General features: G+C 64.4%; 23 protein-coding genes. 12 read left to right on the plus strand and 11 right to left on the minus strand.

Annotation, left to right across the window (positions count from 1 at the left end):
- Positions 1–143 precede the first annotated feature (143 nt).
- The 3 genes from O6X71_RS09775 to lipB all read right to left on the minus strand — a co-directional run bounded on the left by O6X71_RS09775 (position 144) and on the right by lipB (position 2,167).
- Positions 144–854 carry a hypothetical protein gene (locus tag O6X71_RS09775; RefSeq protein ID WP_353465680.1) on the minus strand — a complete coding sequence of 237 codons (711 nt, stop codon included), beginning with the start codon at positions 852–854 and terminating at the stop codon, positions 144–146.
- A 274-nt stretch (positions 855–1,128) separates the two neighbouring features.
- The gene (locus tag O6X71_RS09780) at positions 1,129–1,410 is read right to left on the minus strand and encodes a hypothetical protein (protein WP_353465681.1); all 282 of its coding nucleotides are present in this window, start codon (positions 1,408–1,410) and stop codon (positions 1,129–1,131) included.
- A 103-nt stretch (positions 1,411–1,513) separates the two neighbouring features.
- A complete protein-coding gene (gene lipB, locus O6X71_RS09785) occupies positions 1,514–2,167 on the minus strand; it encodes a lipoyl(octanoyl) transferase LipB (RefSeq protein ID WP_353465682.1) in 654 nt (217 codons plus the stop codon).
- A gap of 118 nt (positions 2,168–2,285) precedes the next feature.
- Here lipB and O6X71_RS09790 point away from each other — a divergent pair, with 118 nt between their 5' ends.
- Both O6X71_RS09790 and O6X71_RS09795 read left to right on the plus strand, forming a co-directional pair.
- Positions 2,286–3,107 carry a glycerophosphoryl diester phosphodiesterase membrane domain-containing protein gene (locus O6X71_RS09790; RefSeq protein WP_353465683.1) on the plus strand — a complete coding sequence of 274 codons (822 nt, stop codon included), beginning with the start codon at positions 2,286–2,288 and terminating at the stop codon, positions 3,105–3,107.
- An 8-nt stretch (positions 3,108–3,115) separates the two neighbouring features.
- A complete protein-coding gene (locus tag O6X71_RS09795) occupies positions 3,116–3,856 on the plus strand; it encodes a hypothetical protein (RefSeq protein ID WP_353465684.1) in 741 nt (246 codons plus the stop codon).
- Positions 3,857–3,982: 126 nt separating this feature from the next.
- On the opposite strand, the gene O6X71_RS09800 is transcribed toward O6X71_RS09795, so the two are convergent.
- From O6X71_RS09800 to O6X71_RS09810, 3 genes are all read right to left on the minus strand, one after another.
- Positions 3,983–4,576, minus strand: coding sequence for a GNAT family N-acetyltransferase (locus O6X71_RS09800; RefSeq protein ID WP_353465685.1), 594 nt, complete (start codon positions 4,574–4,576; stop codon positions 3,983–3,985).
- 4 nt (positions 4,577–4,580) lie between these two features.
- On the minus strand, positions 4,581–5,423 hold the full coding sequence (gene hemF / locus O6X71_RS09805; protein WP_353465686.1) for an oxygen-dependent coproporphyrinogen oxidase: 843 nt from the start codon (positions 5,421–5,423) through the stop codon (positions 4,581–4,583).
- 188 nt (positions 5,424–5,611) lie between these two features.
- Complete coding sequence (locus O6X71_RS09810; RefSeq protein ID WP_353465687.1) at positions 5,612–6,061, minus strand: tRNA (cytidine(34)-2'-O)-methyltransferase; 450 nt, start codon at positions 6,059–6,061, stop codon at positions 5,612–5,614.
- Between the two features lie 193 nt (positions 6,062–6,254).
- Here O6X71_RS09810 and petA point away from each other — a divergent pair, with 193 nt between their 5' ends.
- The 5 genes from petA to O6X71_RS09835 all read left to right on the plus strand — a co-directional run bounded on the left by petA (position 6,255) and on the right by O6X71_RS09835 (position 10,780).
- The gene (petA, locus tag O6X71_RS09815; RefSeq protein ID WP_056489394.1) at positions 6,255–6,821 is read left to right on the plus strand and encodes a ubiquinol-cytochrome c reductase iron-sulfur subunit; all 567 of its coding nucleotides are present in this window, start codon (positions 6,255–6,257) and stop codon (positions 6,819–6,821) included.
- Between the two features lie 10 nt (positions 6,822–6,831).
- Positions 6,832–8,163, plus strand: coding sequence for a cytochrome b (locus O6X71_RS09820; protein WP_353465688.1), 1,332 nt, complete (start codon positions 6,832–6,834; stop codon positions 8,161–8,163).
- A 21-nt stretch (positions 8,164–8,184) separates the two neighbouring features.
- The gene (locus O6X71_RS09825) at positions 8,185–9,027 is read left to right on the plus strand and encodes a cytochrome c1 (RefSeq protein ID WP_107954459.1); all 843 of its coding nucleotides are present in this window, start codon (positions 8,185–8,187) and stop codon (positions 9,025–9,027) included.
- 139 nt (positions 9,028–9,166) lie between these two features.
- The gene (locus O6X71_RS09830) at positions 9,167–9,715 is read left to right on the plus strand and encodes an adenine phosphoribosyltransferase (RefSeq protein ID WP_353465689.1); all 549 of its coding nucleotides are present in this window, start codon (positions 9,167–9,169) and stop codon (positions 9,713–9,715) included.
- A 345-nt stretch (positions 9,716–10,060) separates the two neighbouring features.
- Positions 10,061–10,780, plus strand: coding sequence for a hypothetical protein (locus tag O6X71_RS09835; RefSeq protein ID WP_353465690.1), 720 nt, complete (start codon positions 10,061–10,063; stop codon positions 10,778–10,780).
- Positions 10,781–11,054: 274 nt separating this feature from the next.
- On the opposite strand, the gene O6X71_RS09840 is transcribed toward O6X71_RS09835, so the two are convergent.
- The 4 genes from O6X71_RS09840 to O6X71_RS09855 form a co-directional block, all read right to left on the minus strand.
- The gene (locus O6X71_RS09840; protein ID WP_056488626.1) at positions 11,055–11,516 is read right to left on the minus strand and encodes a MaoC family dehydratase; all 462 of its coding nucleotides are present in this window, start codon (positions 11,514–11,516) and stop codon (positions 11,055–11,057) included.
- Between the two features lie 11 nt (positions 11,517–11,527).
- Positions 11,528–12,838, minus strand: coding sequence for an ectonucleotide pyrophosphatase/phosphodiesterase (locus tag O6X71_RS09845; protein ID WP_435368462.1), 1,311 nt, complete (start codon positions 12,836–12,838; stop codon positions 11,528–11,530).
- Positions 12,839–13,018: 180 nt separating this feature from the next.
- The gene (locus tag O6X71_RS09850) at positions 13,019–14,668 is read right to left on the minus strand and encodes a hypothetical protein (protein ID WP_353465691.1); all 1,650 of its coding nucleotides are present in this window, start codon (positions 14,666–14,668) and stop codon (positions 13,019–13,021) included.
- Between the two features lie 51 nt (positions 14,669–14,719).
- Positions 14,720–15,073 (minus strand): hypothetical protein, encoded by a 354-nt coding sequence (locus O6X71_RS09855; protein WP_353465692.1) that lies wholly within the window; start codon positions 15,071–15,073, stop codon positions 14,720–14,722.
- 124 nt (positions 15,074–15,197) lie between these two features.
- Between O6X71_RS09855 and O6X71_RS09860 the strand changes: the two genes are divergently transcribed.
- The 3 genes from O6X71_RS09860 to O6X71_RS09870 all read left to right on the plus strand — a co-directional run bounded on the left by O6X71_RS09860 (position 15,198) and on the right by O6X71_RS09870 (position 16,459).
- Entirely contained in the window at positions 15,198–15,437 is a 240-nt protein-coding gene (locus tag O6X71_RS09860; protein WP_353465693.1) for a hypothetical protein, read from the plus strand.
- Between the two features lie 73 nt (positions 15,438–15,510).
- A complete protein-coding gene (locus O6X71_RS09865) occupies positions 15,511–15,909 on the plus strand; it encodes a hypothetical protein (RefSeq protein ID WP_353465694.1) in 399 nt (132 codons plus the stop codon).
- 148 nt (positions 15,910–16,057) lie between these two features.
- Complete coding sequence (locus O6X71_RS09870) at positions 16,058–16,459, plus strand: excalibur calcium-binding domain-containing protein (RefSeq protein WP_353465695.1); 402 nt, start codon at positions 16,058–16,060, stop codon at positions 16,457–16,459.
- Between the two features lie 21 nt (positions 16,460–16,480).
- Here the strand turns inward: O6X71_RS09870 and ychF are convergent, their stop codons facing one another.
- Positions 16,481–17,578, minus strand: coding sequence for a redox-regulated ATPase YchF (gene ychF / locus O6X71_RS09875; protein WP_056047251.1), 1,098 nt, complete (start codon positions 17,576–17,578; stop codon positions 16,481–16,483).
- 339 nt (positions 17,579–17,917) lie between these two features.
- Between ychF and O6X71_RS09880 the strand changes: the two genes are divergently transcribed.
- Positions 17,918–18,982 (plus strand): NAD(P)-dependent alcohol dehydrogenase, encoded by a 1,065-nt coding sequence (locus O6X71_RS09880; RefSeq protein WP_353465696.1) that lies wholly within the window; start codon positions 17,918–17,920, stop codon positions 18,980–18,982.
- 200 nt (positions 18,983–19,182) lie between these two features.
- Positions 19,183–20,178: a hypothetical protein gene (locus tag O6X71_RS09885; protein ID WP_353465697.1), complete on the plus strand. Its 996-nt coding sequence runs from the start codon at positions 19,183–19,185 to the stop codon at positions 20,176–20,178.
- Positions 20,179–20,181: the final 3 nt, after the last annotated feature.

The raw sequence follows: 20,181 nt of genomic DNA on the forward strand, positions 1-20,181 counted from the left end.
CACCACTCTAGCTCGGCTGGGTATTGCGTAACACTAGGTGATCAGGATGTTGAACAAAGGGAAGGCCCGGCGGCCGGTTGCCAGGTGCGAGGGGTGAGGACTGGGAAGTGCTTTCCAGATCACTCAACCCTCGGCCAGCTGACTCAGCGGGTCGCCATACCCATGCCGGCCGGCGGCCAGTTCTGCGCGCCGCACTTCTTCACGACCCATTCGCCCTTCTTGTTCCAGCAGATCGGATCGAGCCGGATCATCATCGGCGCCGAGCGCTCGCGACCGATGTACCGCGGAAAGCGCTGCTCGCCCCACGGGATCAGGCTGTTGCGCAACTCACGCGAGCGCGCCAGCGCGACGTCGGCGAAATGCCCGCGCGGTGCGAACACCGCATCGCGCCCGATCGACCCTGCGGTCTGGCAAAAACCGTACTGCGCCGCCACGGTGGCGAAGCTCGAATAGGTCCGCGTCCCGAACTGGTCGAGCGCGCCCTGACCTGCCCTGGGCCCCGCCGCCTTGTTCACGCGCAGGAAGTATTTGGTGAGCGTGTCGAACGCCCCCTTCAGCTCCTCGCCGTGATCGGCCAGGATCGAATTATAGTTCGGCACGGTCAGCAGGGTCGGTTCGAACTGGCACTGCAACGCCGCGACGTTGAGTGCCGCCCGCATGTGCCAGACCAACGCCGCGCGCATTTCCGCCGACGTCGCGCCGGGCAGGGGCTGACCAAGGTCGGATTCTTCGCCGGTGACGGCTGCGCCCGAGAAATCGCGCGACTGTAAAAAGAACTGCGCCGACGCCGACTGCGCCACAGCGAGCCCGCTCGACGCCACGCAAAGCGCGAGCGCGGTACGCAACACCTTCATTCCAACCTCCCCAGGGCATTCCAAGTGATCGAATCTAAAGCGTTTCCATGAAACCCCCAAGCGATTTTAACCTTTCCGACCGGTCGTCCGACGCCATTGTCGGGTGCGAACGTCAGAAATCCGTCGGCATCGAAACGATCACTCGACAGAGGAGCTGCAGGATTGCCGCCGCACGCGCTTCGATCGCCGAAACCCATCGCGCACCACCAATAACGAAAAGGGCCGCCCGGTTGCCCGCGCGGCCCTCCACAACGTCGTAGTTTCCTTGCGGAAATTACATTGCGTTGGTGGTCATCGCGTTGTTCGTCATCATGGTGTCGTTCGACATCATCGTGTCGTTCGCCATCATGGTGTCATTGGCCATCATGCCACCGTTCGACGCGCCGTCGACTGCGGTCATGTTGTCGGTCATGGTGTCCATGCCTTCAGTGGCGTTCATGTCGGTGACCATCGTGTTGTCGGTCGTCGTCTCGGTCTTCGGACCGCAAGCCGAAACGGCGAGTGCTGCGCTGGCGATCAGCGAACCGGTCAGGACCTTGGAAATGAGTGCACGCATGTGGAAGCTCCCTAGATAGAGGATTTGGCTGGCTGCTCGCCCTTAATACCCAAATCGTAGTGGACATTAATCCGATAACGCTTTGCCCTCAAGCCTCGTTTTCTCAAGGACAAGAAACTGTTTCAAGGAAAGCATCGGCCGTCAACGCCAGGGCTGCGTCGAAAGTTGCAAGGTCGGCCGGAATGCCGAGCGATTGCAGGCTGGTAACGCCGTACTCGGGCAGGCCGCAGGGCACGATACCACCGAAGTGCGACAGGTCCGAGTCGACGTTGACCGAGAAGCCGTGCAGCGTCACCCAGCGCTTCACTCGGACGCCGATCGCCCCGATCTTGGCCTCGCGACCCCGATCAAGCGTCCAGATGCCGACCCGGCCATCGACCGCGAACGCCTCGACGCCGAGCTCGCCGAGCGCCGCGATCACCCAGGATTCGAGCGCGTGGACGTAACAGCGCACGTCGCGCCCGCGCTTGGTCAGGTCGAGCACGACATAGCCGATCCGTTGGCCCGGCCCATGATAGGTGTATTTCCCGCCTCGCCCGGTCGGGATCACCGGAAAGCGTGCGTCGATCAGGTCGCCCGGCTCGGCGCTGGTGCCCGCGGTGTAGACCGGCGGATGTTCGAGCATCCACAGCAGTTCGCGCGCCTTGCCGGTGCCGACCGCCTCCGCGCGCGCCTCCATCTCGGCTAGCGCGTCGGCATAGGGCGTCAGGCCGGCGCTGGTCCGCCATTCGATATCGGAGGGGAGGGGGGTGGTCACCGATCCCAATTGCGCACCCGCGCGCCAAGTTGCAACTCCGGCACGTGTCGCAACCATGTGGTCAAGTGCAGGGGCTTGGGCTAACCCGCGAGCCGAGATCAGCGGGGGAGCAAGACGCATGGTGAAGATGGGTACGGTCTGGGATCGCACGGTCGAAGTGCTCAACGGGCGCACCGGCATGATCGCGCCGATCGCGCTGCTCGGCATGGTCGTGCCCAGCGTGATCCGCGACGGCTATGTCGCGTTCTCGACGCCGGGGACGATCAGCTTTGCCCTGGTCGGCAGCGTGCTGGCGATCGGGACGCTGGTCGCGATGCTCTGGTCGCAGCTCGCGATCGTCGCGATCGCGACCGATCCCGCCACCGACGCCGCATCCGCACGCCGCCAGGCTGGCGCGCGCGTGTTGCCGGCGTTCGGCATCACGGTGCTGATCACGCTCGTTGCGGTGCTCCTCGTCATACCGCCGGTCATCGTGCTGATGCAGTCGGGCTTCAATTTCGCCGCGGCCGCGAGTGGATCGAGCGTGCAGATGACGCCGCCCAGCGCCAGCGCGGCCGGGTTCACCGCGCTTTACGGTCTGGCCTATCTGCTGGTCGCGATCTGGATCGGCGCGCGGCTTGTGCTGCTGAACCCGGTCATCCTCAACGAACGCCGCGGGGTCGGTGCGATCCGCCGCTCCTTCCAGCTGACCAAGGGGCTGACGTGGCGGATCATCGGCGTGCTGATCCTGTTCGCGATCGTCATGCTCGTGTCCACCTGGGCCGCGCAGTCGGTGACCGGGATCATCTTCCGCCTCGCGCTCGGCGCAAAGGGCATTGCGACCGCGACGTTCCTGTCGGGCGTCGTCGCCACGATCGTCACCACCGTCTTCACCGCGCTCGCCGCGGTCTTCACCGCGCAGCTCTACGTCGCGGTCAGAGAGAAACTTCCCCAGGAATGAAATCCCCGATGAAGCTCGATTTCGCGACCGTCCTCACCGACGCCTGGACGCTGTTCAAGCGCGACCGCGACCTGTTGCTGCGGATCGCCGCGCCGTTCCTGTTCCTCCCCGCGTTCGCGCTCGCGCTGGTCGTCCCCGATCCGCCGATGCCCGATGCCGCGGCAGGCAACAACGAGGCGCAGGCGCTGGTCTGGGCCGATGCAGTGCAGACCTGGGCGGCGGCGCATGGCGGCTGGTACCTGCTCGCCTATGTGATGAGCTTCTTCGGCACGTCCTTGTTCTACGCGCTGTATCTCGATCGCGAGCATCTCGACCTGCGGCAGGCGTTGACGCGCTGCCTGCGGATCTTCCCGCGTTTCCTGCTGGCGATGGTGATCGTGTCGCTGCCGGCCGGGGCAGGGCTGTTGCTGTATGCGATCCCGGGTCTGTATATCCTCGGGCGGACGATGTTGACCGGCCCGGCGATGTTCGCCGAAGCCCCGCTTGGCGCATTGGGCGCGATCCGCCGCAGCTTCACGCTCAGCCGTGGTTCGGGGTTGCCGTTGATGGGTCTGGCGGCGTTCAGCTACATCAGCGGCTGGCTTGTCGGTGCGCCGTTCATGATGCTCGACCGAGCCCTCCGCGAAGGCGGGCAGGCCAACCCGGTCGCGCTGGCGATCGTCGATGCCGGCGCCGCGGTGGCGGCGATGGCGGCGGGCATCGCGATGGCCCTGATCGCGATCTCGGCTTATCGGCGGCTGGCGCGGTAAGGGGCGAGCCTCAAAGCTAGTCCGAGGCAAGAAGCATCACACCTGCTCCTACCGCCTCCTTGTTCTCCCGCGAAGGCGGGAGCCCAGTCTGGATCCCCGCCTTCGCGGGGAAACGTGTTTTTCTACCTAGCCCCGCTTAGCCAAATACGGAATCTGGGGCGCCGTCTCCGGTGGCAGCAACCCGGAAGCCCGCGGGTCGGGAAACGTCTCGATGGTCCGCTTCACCGCCACGAAACCCTGCGCCTGGTAAAACCCCAGCGCGCTAGGATGATCGAGTGTGCAGGTGTGCAGCCACACCCGCTCCACCCCCTTCGCCCAGGCCCGCGCGCACGCCTCGGCCATCAGCCACCGGCCATGACCTTGCCCGGCCAGTTCCGGGATCAACCCGAAATACGAGATCTCGCACGCGCCCGCCTCGCGGAAGTCGAGTTCGAGCATCCCCACCTCGATCCCCGCCGGATCGAGCACCGCATACACCGCGATCCCCGGATCGTGGACGATCGCCGCCAGCGCATCGTCCGCCATCACCAGCCGCGAGAACCACAGCCACGGGCTCCCCACCCGCCGGAACAGCGCACGGTATTTCTCGAGCGCCGGCCGATCCCACTTCACCAGCCGCAACCGCGATCCTGGGCTCGGCCGCAGCGGTGGCCGCTTGCGCATCTCCAGCGTCGTGACGATCGTCGCGAGGACGTCGTCGGCAACCGGGATCAGCGCCACCCGGTTAGGACCACGTCGCGCGAGGCGGCAGGCTCATCAGGATCGCGTCGATATTGCCGCCGGTCTTGAGCCCGAACAGCGTCCCCCGGTCATAGACGAGGTTGAACTCGGCATACCGCCCGCGCCATTCGAGCATCCGCGCTTCGTCGGCCGCATCGAACGGCGTATCCATCCGCCGCCGCACGATCCGCGGATAGGCATCCAGAAACGCCTCGCCGACATCGCGCGTGAACGCGAAGTTCGCGTCGAAATCGCCGTCGAGATGGTCGAAGAAAATCCCGCCGACGCCGCGACTGACCTTCCGGTGCGGGATGTAGAAATAGGTCTCCGCCCACTCCCTGAACCGCTCGTAGTGCGCCGGATCATGCGCGTCGCACGCCGCCTTCATCGTCGCATGAAAGTCGGCCGTGTCCTCCTCGATCGGCAACGGCGGGTTGAGATCGCCGCCGCCGCCGAACCAGCGCTTGGTGGTGTTGAGGAAGCGGCAGTTCATGTGCACCGCCGGCACGTGCGGGTTGGTCATGTGCGCGACCAGGCTGATCCCCGTCGCGAAGAACCGCGGGTCGTCGCCCGCACCGTGGATCGACTTGGCGAAGTCGCCCTCGAACGTGCCGCCGACGGTCGAGACGTTGACGCCGACCTTCTCGAACACCTTGCCCTTCATCACGCCGCGGACACCGCCGCCGCCCGGGTCGCCCGACGGATCGATCCGGTCCCACGGCGTGTACTCGAACGACGCGTCGGAGCCCGCCTCCCGCTCGATCGCCTCGAACTCCGCGCAGATGCGGTCGCGCAGGGATTCGAACCAGGTTCGGGCGGCGGCTTGCTGGGGGTCGAGTTCGATCATGCACGGGTCTCTACCAAATCCTCCCCGGAACGGGGAGGGGGCAGTCCGCCAGGAAGCGCGACCGTTCCCGAATTTCAGTCATCCTGACGAAAGTCAGGATCCAGAGTACCAAGCGTCGCTCTGTGCGGCTCTGGATCCTGACTTTCGTCAGGATGACGGCGTATGTGAGGAAGCACCACGCGCTATCGTTAACCCGGCCAGCCACCCGTCTGCCGCAACGCCTCCGCCGCGACGATCCCGGTCGCCACGGAGATATTCATCGACCGCAGCCCAGGCCGCATCGGGATCAGCACCCGAACATCGGCGCGCCCGTGCACGTCCTCAGGAACCCCAGTCCCCTCGCTCCCCATCAACAACACGTCGTCGCTACGAAACTCGGCCACATCCAGCCGCACCGCGCCCTTCGTCGTCAGCAACACGATCCGCCCCTGCACCTGCGCCAGGAACGCGTCCCAATCGACATGCCGCACCACGTCGACTGCGCCGACATAATCCATCCCCGAGCGCGCCACGGCCTTCTCGCTCCAGGTGAATCCCATCGGTTCGATCAGGTCTACGCCGATCCCCATGCATGCGGCGGTGCGCAAGATCGCGCCGACATTTCCGGCGATATCGGGCTGATAAAGGGCAATTCTCATGCCCGATCCCCTAGCAAGGCGGTAACCCAAAGCAAATTGCAGTTGGCAAACCCGCGCCCCGCCGTCTATCAAAGCGCAGCCTCCGTGGGGGACGGTCGGACGGATTGGGGATATGGTTTCGCGAAACCGAAAGCCCAGCCCGTCACGAAAAAAATAACGTGCAAGGGCGAGATGAATGGCGACAGTCGACGACATGGTTCCCCCCGGCGAATCGCCAGAGCCGTTTCACGAAGAGGCCCATGATCCTCGCCGCCGTGATTTCATCAATATCGCCGCGGTCTCCTTCGCAGGGGTAGGCGCGGTCGCGATCGTCCTGCCGCTCATCAACCAGATGAACCCGAGCGCCGACGTGCTCGCACAGTCGACCACCGAGATCGACTTGTCGAAGATCCTCCCCGGCCAGGCGATCAAGACCTCGTTCCGCAAGCAGCCGCTCTTCGTGCGCAACCTGACGCCGAAGGAAATCTCGGAAGCCGACGCGGTCGATATCTCGACGCTGCGTGATCCGCAGACGCTGGAACAGCGCACCAAGGCCGGCAAGAAGAACTGGCTGATCACGCTGGGCGTCTGCACGCATCTCGGCTGCGTCCCGCTCGGCGCGGGCGAGGGCGAGAACAAAGGCCCGTTCGGTGGCTATTTCTGCCCGTGCCACGGCTCGGCCTACGACACCGCCGCGCGCATCCGCAAAGGCCCCGCTCCGTCGAACCTCCACGTTCCGGACTATGCCTTCAACTCCGACACCGTCGTCACGGTAGGCTGAGGAAAACGACATGAGCTTTCCCTGGGCCAAGCAATACGAACCGAAGCTGCCGCTGACGCGGTGGCTGGATGAGCGGCTTCCCGTTCCCCGGCTCGTCTACAATTCACTCGGCGGCGGCTATCCCGTCCCGCGCAACCTCAATTACTTCTGGAACTTCGGCGTCCTCGCCGGCGCCGCACTGGCGATCCAGATCGTCACCGGCATCGTCCTCGCGATGCACTACGCAGCTAACGGTCTGGTCGCGTTCGACTCGGTCGAGAGCATCATGCGCGACGTCAACGCCGGCTGGTTCCTGCGGTATGCGCACGCGAACGGCGCCTCGATGTTCTTCATCGTCGTCTACACGCACATCTTCCGCGGGCTCTATTACGGCTCGTACAAGGCGCCGCGCGAGATGGTGTGGCTGCTCGGCGTGGTCATCTTCCTGCTGATGATGGCGACCGCGTTCATGGGCTACGTGCTTCCCTGGGGGCAGATGAGCTTCTGGGGCGCACAGGTCATCACCGGGTTCTTCTCGGCGATCCCGCTGGTCGGCGACACCATCCGCATCTGGCTGCTCGGCGGATTCGCGCCGGACAATGCCGCGCTCAACCGCTTCTTCTCGCTGCATTACCTGCTGCCGTTCGTCATCGCGGGCGTCATCATCCTGCACATCTGGGCGCTGCACATCCCCGGCTCGAACAACCCGACCGGCGTCGACGTGAAGGGTGAGCAGGACACCGTCCCGTTCCACCCGTATTACACGGCGAAGGACGGCTTCGGGCTCGGCATCTTCATGCTGATCTTCGCCGGCCTGCTGTTCTTCTTTCCGAACTATCTCGGCCACCCGGACAACTACATCCCGGCGAACCCGCTTTCGACGCCCGCGCACATCGTCCCCGAATGGTATTTCTGGCCGTTCTACGCGATCCTGCGCGCCTTCACCGCGGACTTCATCCTGCCGGCCAAGCTCTGGGGCGTGCTGGCGATGTTCGGCTCGATCCTGCTGCTGTTCTTCCTGCCCTGGCTGGACAGCTCGCCGGTTCGTTCGATGAACTATCGTCCCAAGGCGCGGATCGCGTTCTGGGTGCTGGTCGCCGACATCCTGATCCTCGGCTATTGCGGCGGTGCACCGGCAACGGCGACCTACGTGATCCTGAGCCAGATCTGCGCGGCCTATTACTTCGCGCATTTCCTGATCATCCTGCCGCTGATCTCGCGCTCCGAGCGTCCGCGGCCGCTGCCCAACTCGATCACCGAGGCCGTCCTGGCCAATCACGGTGGCACGAGCCCGGCCCAGACCGCGCTGTCCACAGCCTCTGCGCCGCACGCAGTGCCCTCTGCGCCGCGCACCGCGCACTGATACGAACTAGAGGACACACACATGGTTCGTCTCATCGCATCCCTGGTCGGCGCCGCCTTCGTGCTGGTGCTCGGCATCGCGCTGTTCGGCAGCGTCTACGGGGCCATCACCGACCCCGTCGCACCGACCGCCGAGAGCGAGTATCATCTCCATCCGAAGGAGCTGGACCTCGCCTCGAACGGCGTGTTCGGCAAGTTCGACCGTCGCCAGCTCCAGCGCGGTTTCCAGGTGTACAAGGAAGTCTGCGCGGCCTGTCACTCGCTGCGCCTGGTGGCATTCCGCGACCTGCAGAAGATCGGCTATTCGGAGCCCGAGGTTAAGGCGATCGCCAACCAGTGGGTGATCGAGCAGCCGTCGATCAACCCGGAGACGGGCGAAGCGGCCACGCGGAAGAACATCCCATCGGATCATTTTCCGCTGCCGTTCGCCAACGACGTCGCCGCCCGCGCCGCCAACAACAACGCGTTGCCGCCCGACCTGTCGCTGATGACCAAGGCGCGTCACGATGGCGGGGCGTACATCCATTCGCTGCTGACCGGCTACCAGTCGCAGTCGGCGAAGATGTTGAAGGAATTCCCGGACATCAAGACGCCCGAGGGTCTGCACTACAATCCGTATTTCGCGAACCTCAACATCGCGATGCCGCCACCGCTGACCTCCGATGGCCAGGTCGGCTATGCGGACGGGACGAAGGCCACCAAGGAGCAGATGTCGACCGACGTCGCCGCGTTCCTGACCTGGACCGCCGAGCCGAACCTCGAGGCACGCCATGCCGCCGGGTTCGCGTCGATCATCTTCATCCTGATCTTCTGCGGCCTCGCCTGGGGCGCGTACCAGAACGTCTGGCGCGACGTTAAGCATTGATGACGGCCCGGCTCCCGCGGTAAGGGCGCACGGATAGAGGGAGCGGCGGACGGGCGAACAGCCTGATCCGCCGCTTTCGTTTTGGCCGTCGCGCGGCGCCGCGATACGGCCGCCGCTTCGTGCGAAGAAGGGAACGTCAATGGCCGATACCAACGAGCGCAACGCCGACCTGAAGGCGCTGATCCGCACCATCCCGGATTTTCCCAAGCCCGGCATCCAGTTCCGCGACATCACCACCTTGCTGCTCGACCCGAACGGCTGGGCGACCGCGATCGAGCGGATGGTCCCGGCAGTCTCCGGCCCCGTCGATCTGGTCGCCGGCATCGAAGCCCGTGGCTTCCTGTTCGCCGCCGCGCTTGCCGCACCGCTCAGGGCGGGCGTCCTGCTGATCCGCAAGGACGGCAAGCTCCCCGACGCCACCATCGCCGAGGACTACGCGCTCGAATACGGCACGGACCGCATCGCGATCCACGCCGACGCCTTCGCCCCCGGCGCCCGCGTCCTGCTGATCGACGACCTGATCGCCACCGGCGGCACCGCCCGCGCCGCCGTCCGCCTGCTCCACAAGGCGGGCGCGGTGGTCACGCAAGCGCAGTTTCTGGTCGACCTCCCCGACCTCGGCGGAGCAGACGCGCTCCGCTCGGATGGCATCGACGCGACCGCGCTGATTCACTTCCCCGGACACTGACCGCCGCCGATACTCACTGCCTAGTATAGGGCACGCGTACCCCAATACGGCACCACCCCGGCGTAGGCCGGGGCCCAATTGGGAAACGTTGCCAACGGATGACTGCACGCGGTTACCTCTTTTATCGCTATTGGACCCCGGCCTTCGCCGGGGAGGTAGTAAGGTAGCGGTTTGCTTCATGGCCTGATCGCGGCGAATGCGATGCCGAGTTAGGTTTAGCAGATCGCGCTCCACCACTAGACGAAACCTCGTCAGACCCCATTCATGGAACTTGCGACATAAGGACTCCGTTGTGCGATGAATGGCGGCGCGTTGTGTCCGCTCTCCACGTACGGGAGAACCTCGATGTTTATGAAGCGCTTCGGCATTATCGGCCTAGCCCTGGGTCTCGGACTAGGCGTGGCGGGCTGCACCGACGGGTACGGCTATGGCGGCGCGGGTGTCGGCTATGCCAGCGACCCCTATTACGGCGGTGGCTATGGCGACGGCTATTACGGCGCGGGCTATGATGGCTTCGCAGCCTATGGCGGCCTGAACTCCTATTACGGCTGGAGCGGCGATTATTATTATCCCGGCTCGGGCGTCTACGTCTACGATCGCTATCGCCGCCCGCACCGCTGGAACGGCAACCAGCAACGCTACTGGCAGGGCCGCCAGCAATATCGCGGCAACCGCAACGATGGCGGCCGCGGCAACTGGGGCGGTTTCGGCAACCGAGGCAATGGTGGCCGGGACGGCGGCTGGCGCGGCAACCGTCCGGGCTATCAGAATAATCCCGGCACGCCCGGTCAAGGCCAGTTCGGCAACGGCCGTCCCGGCCGCGGCGACGATCGCGGCCGTGGTCCCGGTCGCGGCCAATTCGGTCAACCAGGCCAGCCCGCGCAGCCCGGCCAGGTAGCCAACCCACAGCAGCCCCAAGCTCAAGGCGGCTTCCGCGGCAATCGTGGCGACGGCGCATTCCGAGGCAATCGCGGCGGCGGTGGCCAGCGTTTCGGCGGTGGACAGCGCTTCGGTGGCGGACGTCAGGGCGGTGGCAACCGCGGCGGTGGTCGTCCGGCGCAATAAGTAGAGCAGGTTTGGTTCACGCGAAGGCACGAAGGCGCGAAGAGAAGGATTAGTTTTTCACGCGGAGACGCGGAGACGCGGAGAGTAGCTCAGGAACGGCACGGTCCACTCTTCGCGACAGGGAACCCCACGACGAAGCTCTGCCATCCTAAATCTCTCCGCGCCTTCGCGTCTCCGCGTGAACAAATCTTCTCTTAGCGCCTTCGCGCCTTCGCGTGAAAAACACCAACGTCAGACGAAGAGCCGGATTACGTGAGGGGCGATCGACCGCCAATCAACCGGTCGGCGTGCCAGCAGGGCGGGTAGCTACTAACCCATTAGACACGAACGTCATCACCATCACGTCGTCCTGATTGAACACCCGCATCCGGCTCTTGAAGATCCCCATCTCCGGCCGGCTCGCCGACACTCGCTTCTCCAGGATCTCGGTCTCGCAGCGCAGCGTGTCCCCCGGATACACCGGCTTCACCCACTTCAACTCGTCGATCCCAGGCGACCCGAGCCCGGCCTGCTGGTTCTCCTTCAAATTCGCGACCACCATCGACATCACCATCGCGCACGTATGCCAGCCGCTCGCCGACAACCGCCCGAAATGCGTCTGCGCGGCGGCCTCGTCGGACAGATGAAACGGCTGCGGATCGTATTTCGCGGCGAAGTCCATCACCTCCTCGCGCGTGACCGCGTAGGAACCGAACGACGCGGTCCGACCGACCTCGATATCCTCGAAATACTGCACAACCTCTCCTCTTATCGTTGCAGCACCTTCTGGAAGGGTGCGTCGGTGCCGTCCAGCCCCGCTTCGGCCGGCAACCCGATCAGGTCGCGCAACAGAGGCTCGATCGCCACGTTGTCGAAGCTCGCAATCGTCTTGCCCGCCACGAACGCCGGCCCGTTGGCGATGAACAGCGCGCGCATTTCCGGCGCCATGTTGTCATAGCCGTGCATCCCGCCGACCGAAGCCCTGGTCGGCGCGCTCGGATCGACCCGCCAGCCGACATCGGCAAGGCACAGATAGCTCGGGACGCGCGGATTGCGCCCATAATGGAACCGCGCCGGGATCTCCCCCTTGCGCCAGCATTGCAGATGATCGTGAGGCTTCAGCAACCGCGCCTCCAGCGCGGCCTCATGCCCCGGCACCGCGAACAGAGTCGCGTACGGCCCGGTTTCGACGGTACGATAGTCCGCCTTGTCCGCGATCGCGTCGAGCGCCACGACGCGCGTGCTGCTCGTCGCCGCCATGCCGTGATCGGCGACGATCACCAGGTTCGCCCGCTGCCCCAGCGCGGTAAGCCCATCGACCAGCGCGCCAATGCTCGCATCGACATCCGCCACCGCCTGCGTCACGCCAGCGCTGTCCGGCCCACCCGCATGACCCGCGCTGTCGACCGTATCGAAATACAGCGTCACCAGCTTAGGCCGGATCGCGGCCGGCCGCCGCATCCAGTCGAGCACCGCGTTGACCCGCTGCGTACCCGACACCTGCTGGTTGAACTGCTGCCAGTCCTCCGGCCGCGTCCCGCCCTCGATCGCCCCGTGGCTGTCGGGCTTGACCTTGCCCCCGACGGCGACGTTCGCGCCCGGCCAGAACATCGTCGCCGTCCGTATCCCGGCCTCCTCCGCATCGACCCAGATCGGCGAACTCTCGCTCCACCAGAACGGATCGTCGGTCGCCATCGTGAACGTCTCGCCCGGCCGCGCGGGATCCTCCATCTTGTTCCCGACGATCCCGCTGCGATCGGGCCGCAGCCCGGTCACGAGCGTCCAGTGATTGGGAAAGGTAATGCTCGGAAACGACGGCCGCATGCTCGCGAACACGCCGCCAGCGCGCAGCCGGTTGAGGTTGGGCGTGACGCCACGATCAAGATAATCCGGCCGGAAGCCATCGATCGACACGAGGATCGTAACCGGCGCCCGAGTCTCGCCCGGCATCGCCGCGGCCGCGATCGTGGTCCGAGCAGGTGCACTAATCGGCGCAAGGGCAGGGGGCGTATACGGATAGGCGCACCCGGCGAGCGTCAGCCCGAGTGCAGAACCGAGGAGAGCCAGCGCGTTCTTCATCATAACCGTTCGTCCCGACCAAGTGGCGACTTCGCGCGGTCCTTACTCGGCACGACCGATGAGAGAAAGCGATCCGTGCGGGGCGAACTTATCCCCACTTGTTTCCCCGCGAAGGCGGGGACCCAGACTGGGCTCCCGCCTTCGCGGGAGAACAAGAGGTGCTGTCCGATGTTATGCAGCCTACAACCCCACCGCCAGCTTGCTGAACACAGTCCAACTCACCGGCGTCTTCCCATACGCCGTCTCCAGCGCCGCCGGCTTCGCGTACGCAGCGACGGTCCCGCCAAGCGCCAACCCAAGCGGCCCCACGATCGGCACCCGGTACGCATACCCGACCTCCGCCTTCGTCACCCGGAACTTTCGATCATGCAGCGGATCGCCCTCGTCCGGAAAAAGCTCGTCGTTCGCCACATTCTCGACCCGACCAAACACCGCATGCCGCGCCGAAAGCTCATACGTAGCCTCCGCCAGGAACGCGCTCAGCTTCTCCCCCGGCACCCGGTCCTTGAGGCTATACGCGAACGTCGTCGCCAGCCCGCCCCGCGCATATTGCACGCTGGCCGTCGAGCGGTTCTCGTCCTCGCCCGGATGCTGCGCCTCGGGCTCCTTCAGCCGCCCGTGGCTCACCTGCACCGCCCAGAACGGCGACGGCGTCCACGTCCCCCGCACGCTCCACGAATCGAGCCGCGGCGTTTCGATATTCCAGCGATGCTCGTCCGGCTCGCGCCCCTTGAACGCGGACGCCTCCAGCTGGAACGCAGGCGTCGCATACCCAACCGTCACCACGCCGTAGGTGATATGCGTCGAATCGAACCAGTGATGCGTGATCGGCGACATCGGCTGATACCGCGCCGACCCGCGGTGCATGAACGCGCTCGGCCCCAGCGCCGGCTCCCCGACCGGTCCGCCATACAGGAACACGCTCGCGCCATTCCCAAGCCGATAATCGACCTTCGCGGCAAGCTCCATGAACAGGTCGTGCGGATGCTGCCGATCGACCAGCGGCCGGTCGTTCGCTAGCTCCCCGGTTGCGAACAGATTGGTGTAGCCGCGCGCGCCCATCAGCGGCTCCAAGCTGTTCATCGTCCGCAGCTGGATATGGAAGCGGTCGCCCAGGTCGCGATCCGCCATCAGCATCGCCATCGACTGCACGAACGCCTCGCTCTTCCCGCGCGGCCCCCCCTGGTCGGTCGCGACGCCCCACGCATAGCCATGCGCCATCAGCATCCACTCGCCGACCTGCGCCATGTATCCGCGCATCGGCCCCTCGGCCGCCGGCAGCCGCGACGTCCCGCTACCCTGGCTGTAGAACCCGGCCGACGTCCCCATCGCCATTCCCGCCATCGCGGACCCCGCCGGCATCTTCGCCAGTGCGGTATCCGACGCTGCGCGGTACGCCGGGTCGGCGATCATCGCATGCCCCATCGCACCATGATCCATCGCCATCCCAGGCATCGCCGAGTGGTCCATCTGCGCATGATTTATGCCGGGCATAGCGTCAGGCATAGCAGACGGCGGAGCTGGGATCGGAGGAGCGACCGGCGCAGGATGGCCCATCGCCGAATGGTCCATCGTCGAATGATCGACGGTACGCCCAGGCTGCGTCGTGTGAGCCGACGGAGCAGCCGAACGCACACCCGAACGCTTAGCCGCCGGCCGCGACTGGACCCTCTTTGCCGTCTTCTTGGGAGCCGCATCCGGCATCGTCATGCCCGGCATGGACATGGCATGTTGTGCCACCGCGCCAACTGGCAGCACCGCCGTCACGACACCGCCAGCAAGCGCCATCGCCCTCACGGCACTAGCCGCGAGCAACCTCGATCGAGTCATGAATATATCCTTGGAAAAGCCTGAAAATCGCGGTGCCTCAGCCCCCGACGATCAAGCCTCTCGCGGAGGCCGCAAAGCCGGCGCTACGCCAGCCCCAAGATCCAGCACCGCCACCCGCTCGGTCACCATAGCCGGCTCCCGCAACGCCACGCCGAGCACCCGGGCGGCATTCCAGTTCGACGGCGGCACGCACCCGATGCACCCATGCAGCGGCGTAGCCTTCCGGTCGGGCGCCTCGTGATCCGGCCGATGGCCCGATATCGCCTCATGCGTCCCGCCCATCGCCGCCATTTCCGTGACGACGCCATGCCCGCGCGAAGCAGACGCGTCATGACACGCCGCCGGCGCCACCGCAGGAAACGCAAACGCTGCAAGGAGCAAAGCCAGGATCAGGCGCGCGAGCATGCCGCCGGTCTACCCCCCCGCACGACCCGCGACAACCTCGCAGTCTTTCCTCAAACCCGGCAGAGCCACAGCCGCATCAAATCGCCGACTTGCCCGAAAGCCGCGAAAGGTTCAGCCTCGGCCCATGAAGACCCCAACGCACCTCGACCGAACCGAAACCCGCCAAGCCCCCGCCGCCAAAGTCTCGATCCGGATCGGCAAGCGCACGACCCTCGACGCGTCAATGACCACCGCCGGCCTGCTGTCGGTCGGCGCCCTCGTGTCTAGCATCCTCCTGTCCAGCGCAGTCATAGTCGCCGCGGCAGGCCGCAAGTCCGCAAAACAGCCGCTGGCATTGCCTGATCATACCAAGACCGGCGGCTAACGCCCAGTTGCGATCATTGGCGAGCAATCACAATGATCGTAAGCCTGTCCAAGCCCAAGAGGAGCGCTCAACTATGAAATTAGCAACGGTCTGCGTCATTTCTGCGTTCACGCTTATAACCGCATGTTCAAATGAACGCCCATCGACCGCTGCGCTTGTTAGTTGCCCTACAATACACTTGGCGGATAGACCGCACCCCGCCGGAAAAGGCATCGTTATAAAAATTCTATCCCAAAGCGAAGCGATGGCGTTGCTCTCAAAAACGCAGAATATTGTTGGTCGTCCGATCGACGCGGCTTATGTCAATAACGTTAGAGCAATCGTTAGAGCAGAAGATGGAACGTCAAAAACCATTCTTATACCCTATGATATGATGATTGAAGTTGGTGATCGTGTTGCATTCCAAAATGCATATCTAAGCCCGCGTCCTCTATGTAGCTATGTACCAAATCTAGCTACTAGCAAAACTTAGTACAAAAGGAAGGTTAACATTTAAGCAGGAAGGTATTGCTGTATGGCTGCTTTCCTCTCCATAGCAGACATCGCGTCTTTGCTGTCTCGCCCTGAGGCAGCAGCTACCGATAAATATTCGTCAACCAGTACGCCCGTATGGTGGCGTCATGGAGCGTTCCTTTATCGCGGTCACGGCGATCGCCTCGACATTGATGTTTGCTGGTGTCTGGAAAGCCACTGAGCCGCAGCCGATTCCTGCCCCGGCTATCGTCGATACCAAGGCGGTCCCCGATATGGCGATTGCCGCGCCGCCGATGGTGCGGCGACACGCCGTCGCGCCTGCACGACGCGTAGCAGATGCCGAGCCCTACAACGTCGTTCGGCCGGCATACGGATCATCGACCCCGGCCCGTCGCTCAACCAACTCCGGATCGGAAAGCTCGGTCTTCTACAGCGGATGTCGCGAAGTGCGGGCGGCAGGGGCCTCGCCGCTCTACCGCGGTCAGCCGGGTTATCGTGCCGGCATGGACGGCGATGGCGACGGGATAGCCTGCGAAAACTATCGCTAACCCGCCGCCGCCGCCAAGTCCTCAGCTATGCAGGAAGTGCATCACGTCGCCGTCGTGGACGACGTACGCCTTGCCTTCCGCGCGCAGCTTGCCTGCCTCGCGCGCCTTCGATTCGCCACCGAGCGCGATGAAGTCGTCGAACGCGATTGTCTCGGCGCGGATGAAGCCCTTTTCGAAATCGCCGTGAATCTCGCCCGCCGCCTGCGGTGCGGTCGCGCCCTCGTGGACGGTCCAGGCACGCGCTTCCTTCGGGCCGACCGTGAAGAACGTCAGCAGGTGCAGCAGTTTGTACCCGGCGGTGATGACGCGAGCGAGGCCGGTCTCCTCCAGCCCGAGTTCGCCGAGAAACTCGCCCCGATCCTCGGCGGGCATCGTCGCGATTTCCGCCTCGATCGCCGCAGAGACGACGACCGCCTCGGCGCCCTCGGCCTTCGCCTTCTCGAACACCCGCGCCGACAGCGCATTGCCGTTTGCCGCATCGCCCTCGTCGACGTTGCACACGTACAGCACGGGCTTCGCGGTCAGCAGCTGCGCCTGCGCGAACACGCGCGCCTCGTCCTCGTCCTTCGGCACGGTCAGTCGCGCAGGCTTGCCTTCGCGGAGCAGTTCGAGCGCCTGGCCGAGCACGGCGGCACCGATCTTGGCCTCCTTGTCGCCCTGCATGCCCTTCTTTGCGAGGTTCGGCACGCGCTTCTCGAGGCTTTCGAGGTCGCTCAGCATCAGCTCGGTGTCGACCGTCTCGGCATCGGCGATCGGGTCGACCTTGTTGTCGACATGCGTCACGTCGCCGTCTTCGAAGCAGCGCAGCACGTGGACGATCGCGTCGACCTCGCGGATGTTGCCGAGGAACTGGTTGCCGAGCCCTTCGCCCTTCGACGCGCCGCGCACGAGCCCGGCGATGTCGACGAAGCCGAGCTGAGTCTCGATGATCTTCTGCGATCCGGCGATCTTGGCCAGCGCGTCGAGCCGCTTGTCGGGCACGCCGACGTTACCGACGTTCGGCTCGATCGTGCAGAACGGATAGTTCGCCGCCTGCGCCGCGGCCGTCTCGGTCAGCGCGTTGAAGAGAGTGGACTTGCCGACGTTCGGCAGCCCCACGATGCCGCAGCGAAAACCCATGATATGCCCTTGGTATAAGAATGTGAGGGCGCTTTAGGGCAGGGCGGTCCGGAAGGCCAGCAAGGACGCAGGCGCGCATCGTTGGCGCCACACCCTTCTCGACCACCCCGGCGAAGGCCGGGGCCCAATTGGGGGACGTTGCTAACGATGGTCGGCACCCCGTTATTGCCATCTTTCCAATTGGGCCCCGGCCTCCGCCGGGGTGGTGGGCACGCTCGATGCCGGGCGTGATCGACCCCCTCGATTGCCGCAGTGCAGCAAAATAATCATACCGGTCGGTAGTTATCATATGGTCGACACTTATATCCCGATCTCAGCTTGAGATAGATCAGGAATTCCATGACCACGACCGCCAACGGCTACGCCGCGCAATCCCCCGAAACGCCGCTCGCCCCCTTTAGCTTCGAGCGCCGCGAGCCCGGCAAGACCGACGTCGCAATCGACATCGCGTTCTGCGGCGTCTGCCATTCCGACCTCCACACCGCCAAGGGCGAGTGGGAAGGCACGCTCTACCCCTGCGTCCCCGGCCACGAGATCGTCGGCCACGTCACCGCCGTCGGCAGCGACGTCACCAAGTTCAAGGTCGGCGACGTCGTCGGTGTCGGCTGCATGGTCGACAGCTGCGGCGAATGCCCGTCGTGCAAGGACGGCGAGGAGCAATATTGCGAGACCACCGGCTTCGTCGGCACGTATAACGGCCCCGATCCCGTGCTCGGCGGCCACACCTTCGGCGGCTATTCGGACAAGATCGTCGTCGACCAAGGCTTCGTGCTGAAGGTCTCGCATCCCGAAGCCGACCTCGCCGCGGTCGCGCCGCTGCTCTGCGCCGGCATCACCACCTATTCGCCGCTCAAGCACTGGAAGGTCGGCCCCGGCCAGAAGGTCGGCATCGTCGGCCTCGGCGGTCTCGGCCACATGGGCGTCAAGATCGCCAACGCGATGGGCGCCGAAGTCTATGTCTTCTCGACCTCGCCGAACAAGCGCGACGACGCCAAGCGTCTCGGCGCGAAGGACCTGATCGTGTCGAAGGACGAAGCCGCGATGGCAGAGCACGCCAACAGCTTCGACTTCATCCTGAACACCGTCGCGGCGAGCCACAACCTCGACACGTTCACAGTGTTGCTCAAGCGCGACGGCACGATGACGCTGGTCGGCGTCCCCGAGCACGCGCATCCGTCGCCTTCGGTCGGCAACCTCATCTTCAAGCGCCGCGCGATCGCCGGCTCGCTGATCGGCGGCATCGCCGAGACGCAGGAGATGCTCGATTTCTGTGGGCGACACGGCCTGGTGTCGGACATCGAGATGATCCGCATGGACGAGATCGAACCCTCGTATCAGCGCATGGTGAAGAGCGACGTGAAGTACCGCTTCGTCATCGACATGGCGTCGATGAAGACGGCCTGATCGGAGGCCGGCCCGTCCAAGCGGAGGGGCCGGCACCACCATCATGTACCGGAACCCGGTTATTATCGGTCTGGTTTTCAAGTATAGCTATAATAATGATCGGTAATCGATCAGCTTTTCAGCACAAGTCATAGATTAGTGTAGTGTATTACCTCGGATGTTCGGGGGGCGTTGCAATGCGTAAAAGAATAAGTGCAAGCTTGCTTATCATCGCAATGACAACGGGATGCGGGCCGATATTGCGAGATGTCCGTCACCCAGGAGGGTATCCCGGATACCTGCTCGACAAGCGAACATTCGACGCGTCGAGATCGAAGCAGTTGCAGCTGTTCAGGGCGGCGCTGATCATGGCGATGGCGGCCCGCATGGGCACCGCCACCATTCGTGACGGGAAGGATGCGGACGCCTTCGTCGATTATCTCGCCGCTGCGGCGGACGAGATTAACTATGCAGGCGCAAGTCTCTATCCGGTCGGTGGGCAATTGCCCTGCAAGGTCAAGGGCGCGAACCCATATATCTCTCCGGTCGATGGGCTTCCGACGCTACCGCCTGCGAACTATGTCGCGTGCACTGGCGGGTATTACAGCTTGTTCGAAAGCGACGTGCCTATGATGGAGGCGCGGATATCAAGGTTGATGCTGGCCGCTCTACCTGAGGAGCGCGTTCGATCGTTTTTGCAGGATTCGGCGAAGGGCAATGTCTTGTCGGCTGGATTGAACGCGATCAGGGCTGTCTCGGAAGCCGCCGGCGGATTGCACCGTGCCACAGGTGTCTATCGCACCGGCATGGAAGTGGTGGCGGCGAACATGACGACGTGCAAGCCGAAATCGGGTCAGCCAATTAACACATTGGGTGCCAACACAGCGCTTGCGTCTAAAGACGCGATCGAGGCGCAGGAACATTCGACCGTTTGGGATGCCGTGGAGTGTATGGGGTTGTCGCACGATGACCTCTTCTCCAGCCCAGACGAGGCGAAGGGAACGGAGCTAGGGAAAACCGTCAGCGTCAGCAGTTTCGACGCGATCATGCATATTGCTCGCACGGCCTGCAAGCGGCTGCAGATCAACACCGATATGGAACCTATGGACCCGAAACTGACTGCATCTGAAATTGCAGGACGAGTTACAGTTCGAGACGACCAGTGTCGCCATATTGTATTCAGACCCCAAGCTCGACCGGGCAGCGAGCTTCACTGAGAA

The sequence above is a fragment of the Sphingomonas faeni genome, from assembly GCF_040407505.1.
Lineage (GTDB): Bacteria > Pseudomonadota > Alphaproteobacteria > Sphingomonadales > Sphingomonadaceae > Sphingomonas > Sphingomonas faeni_E.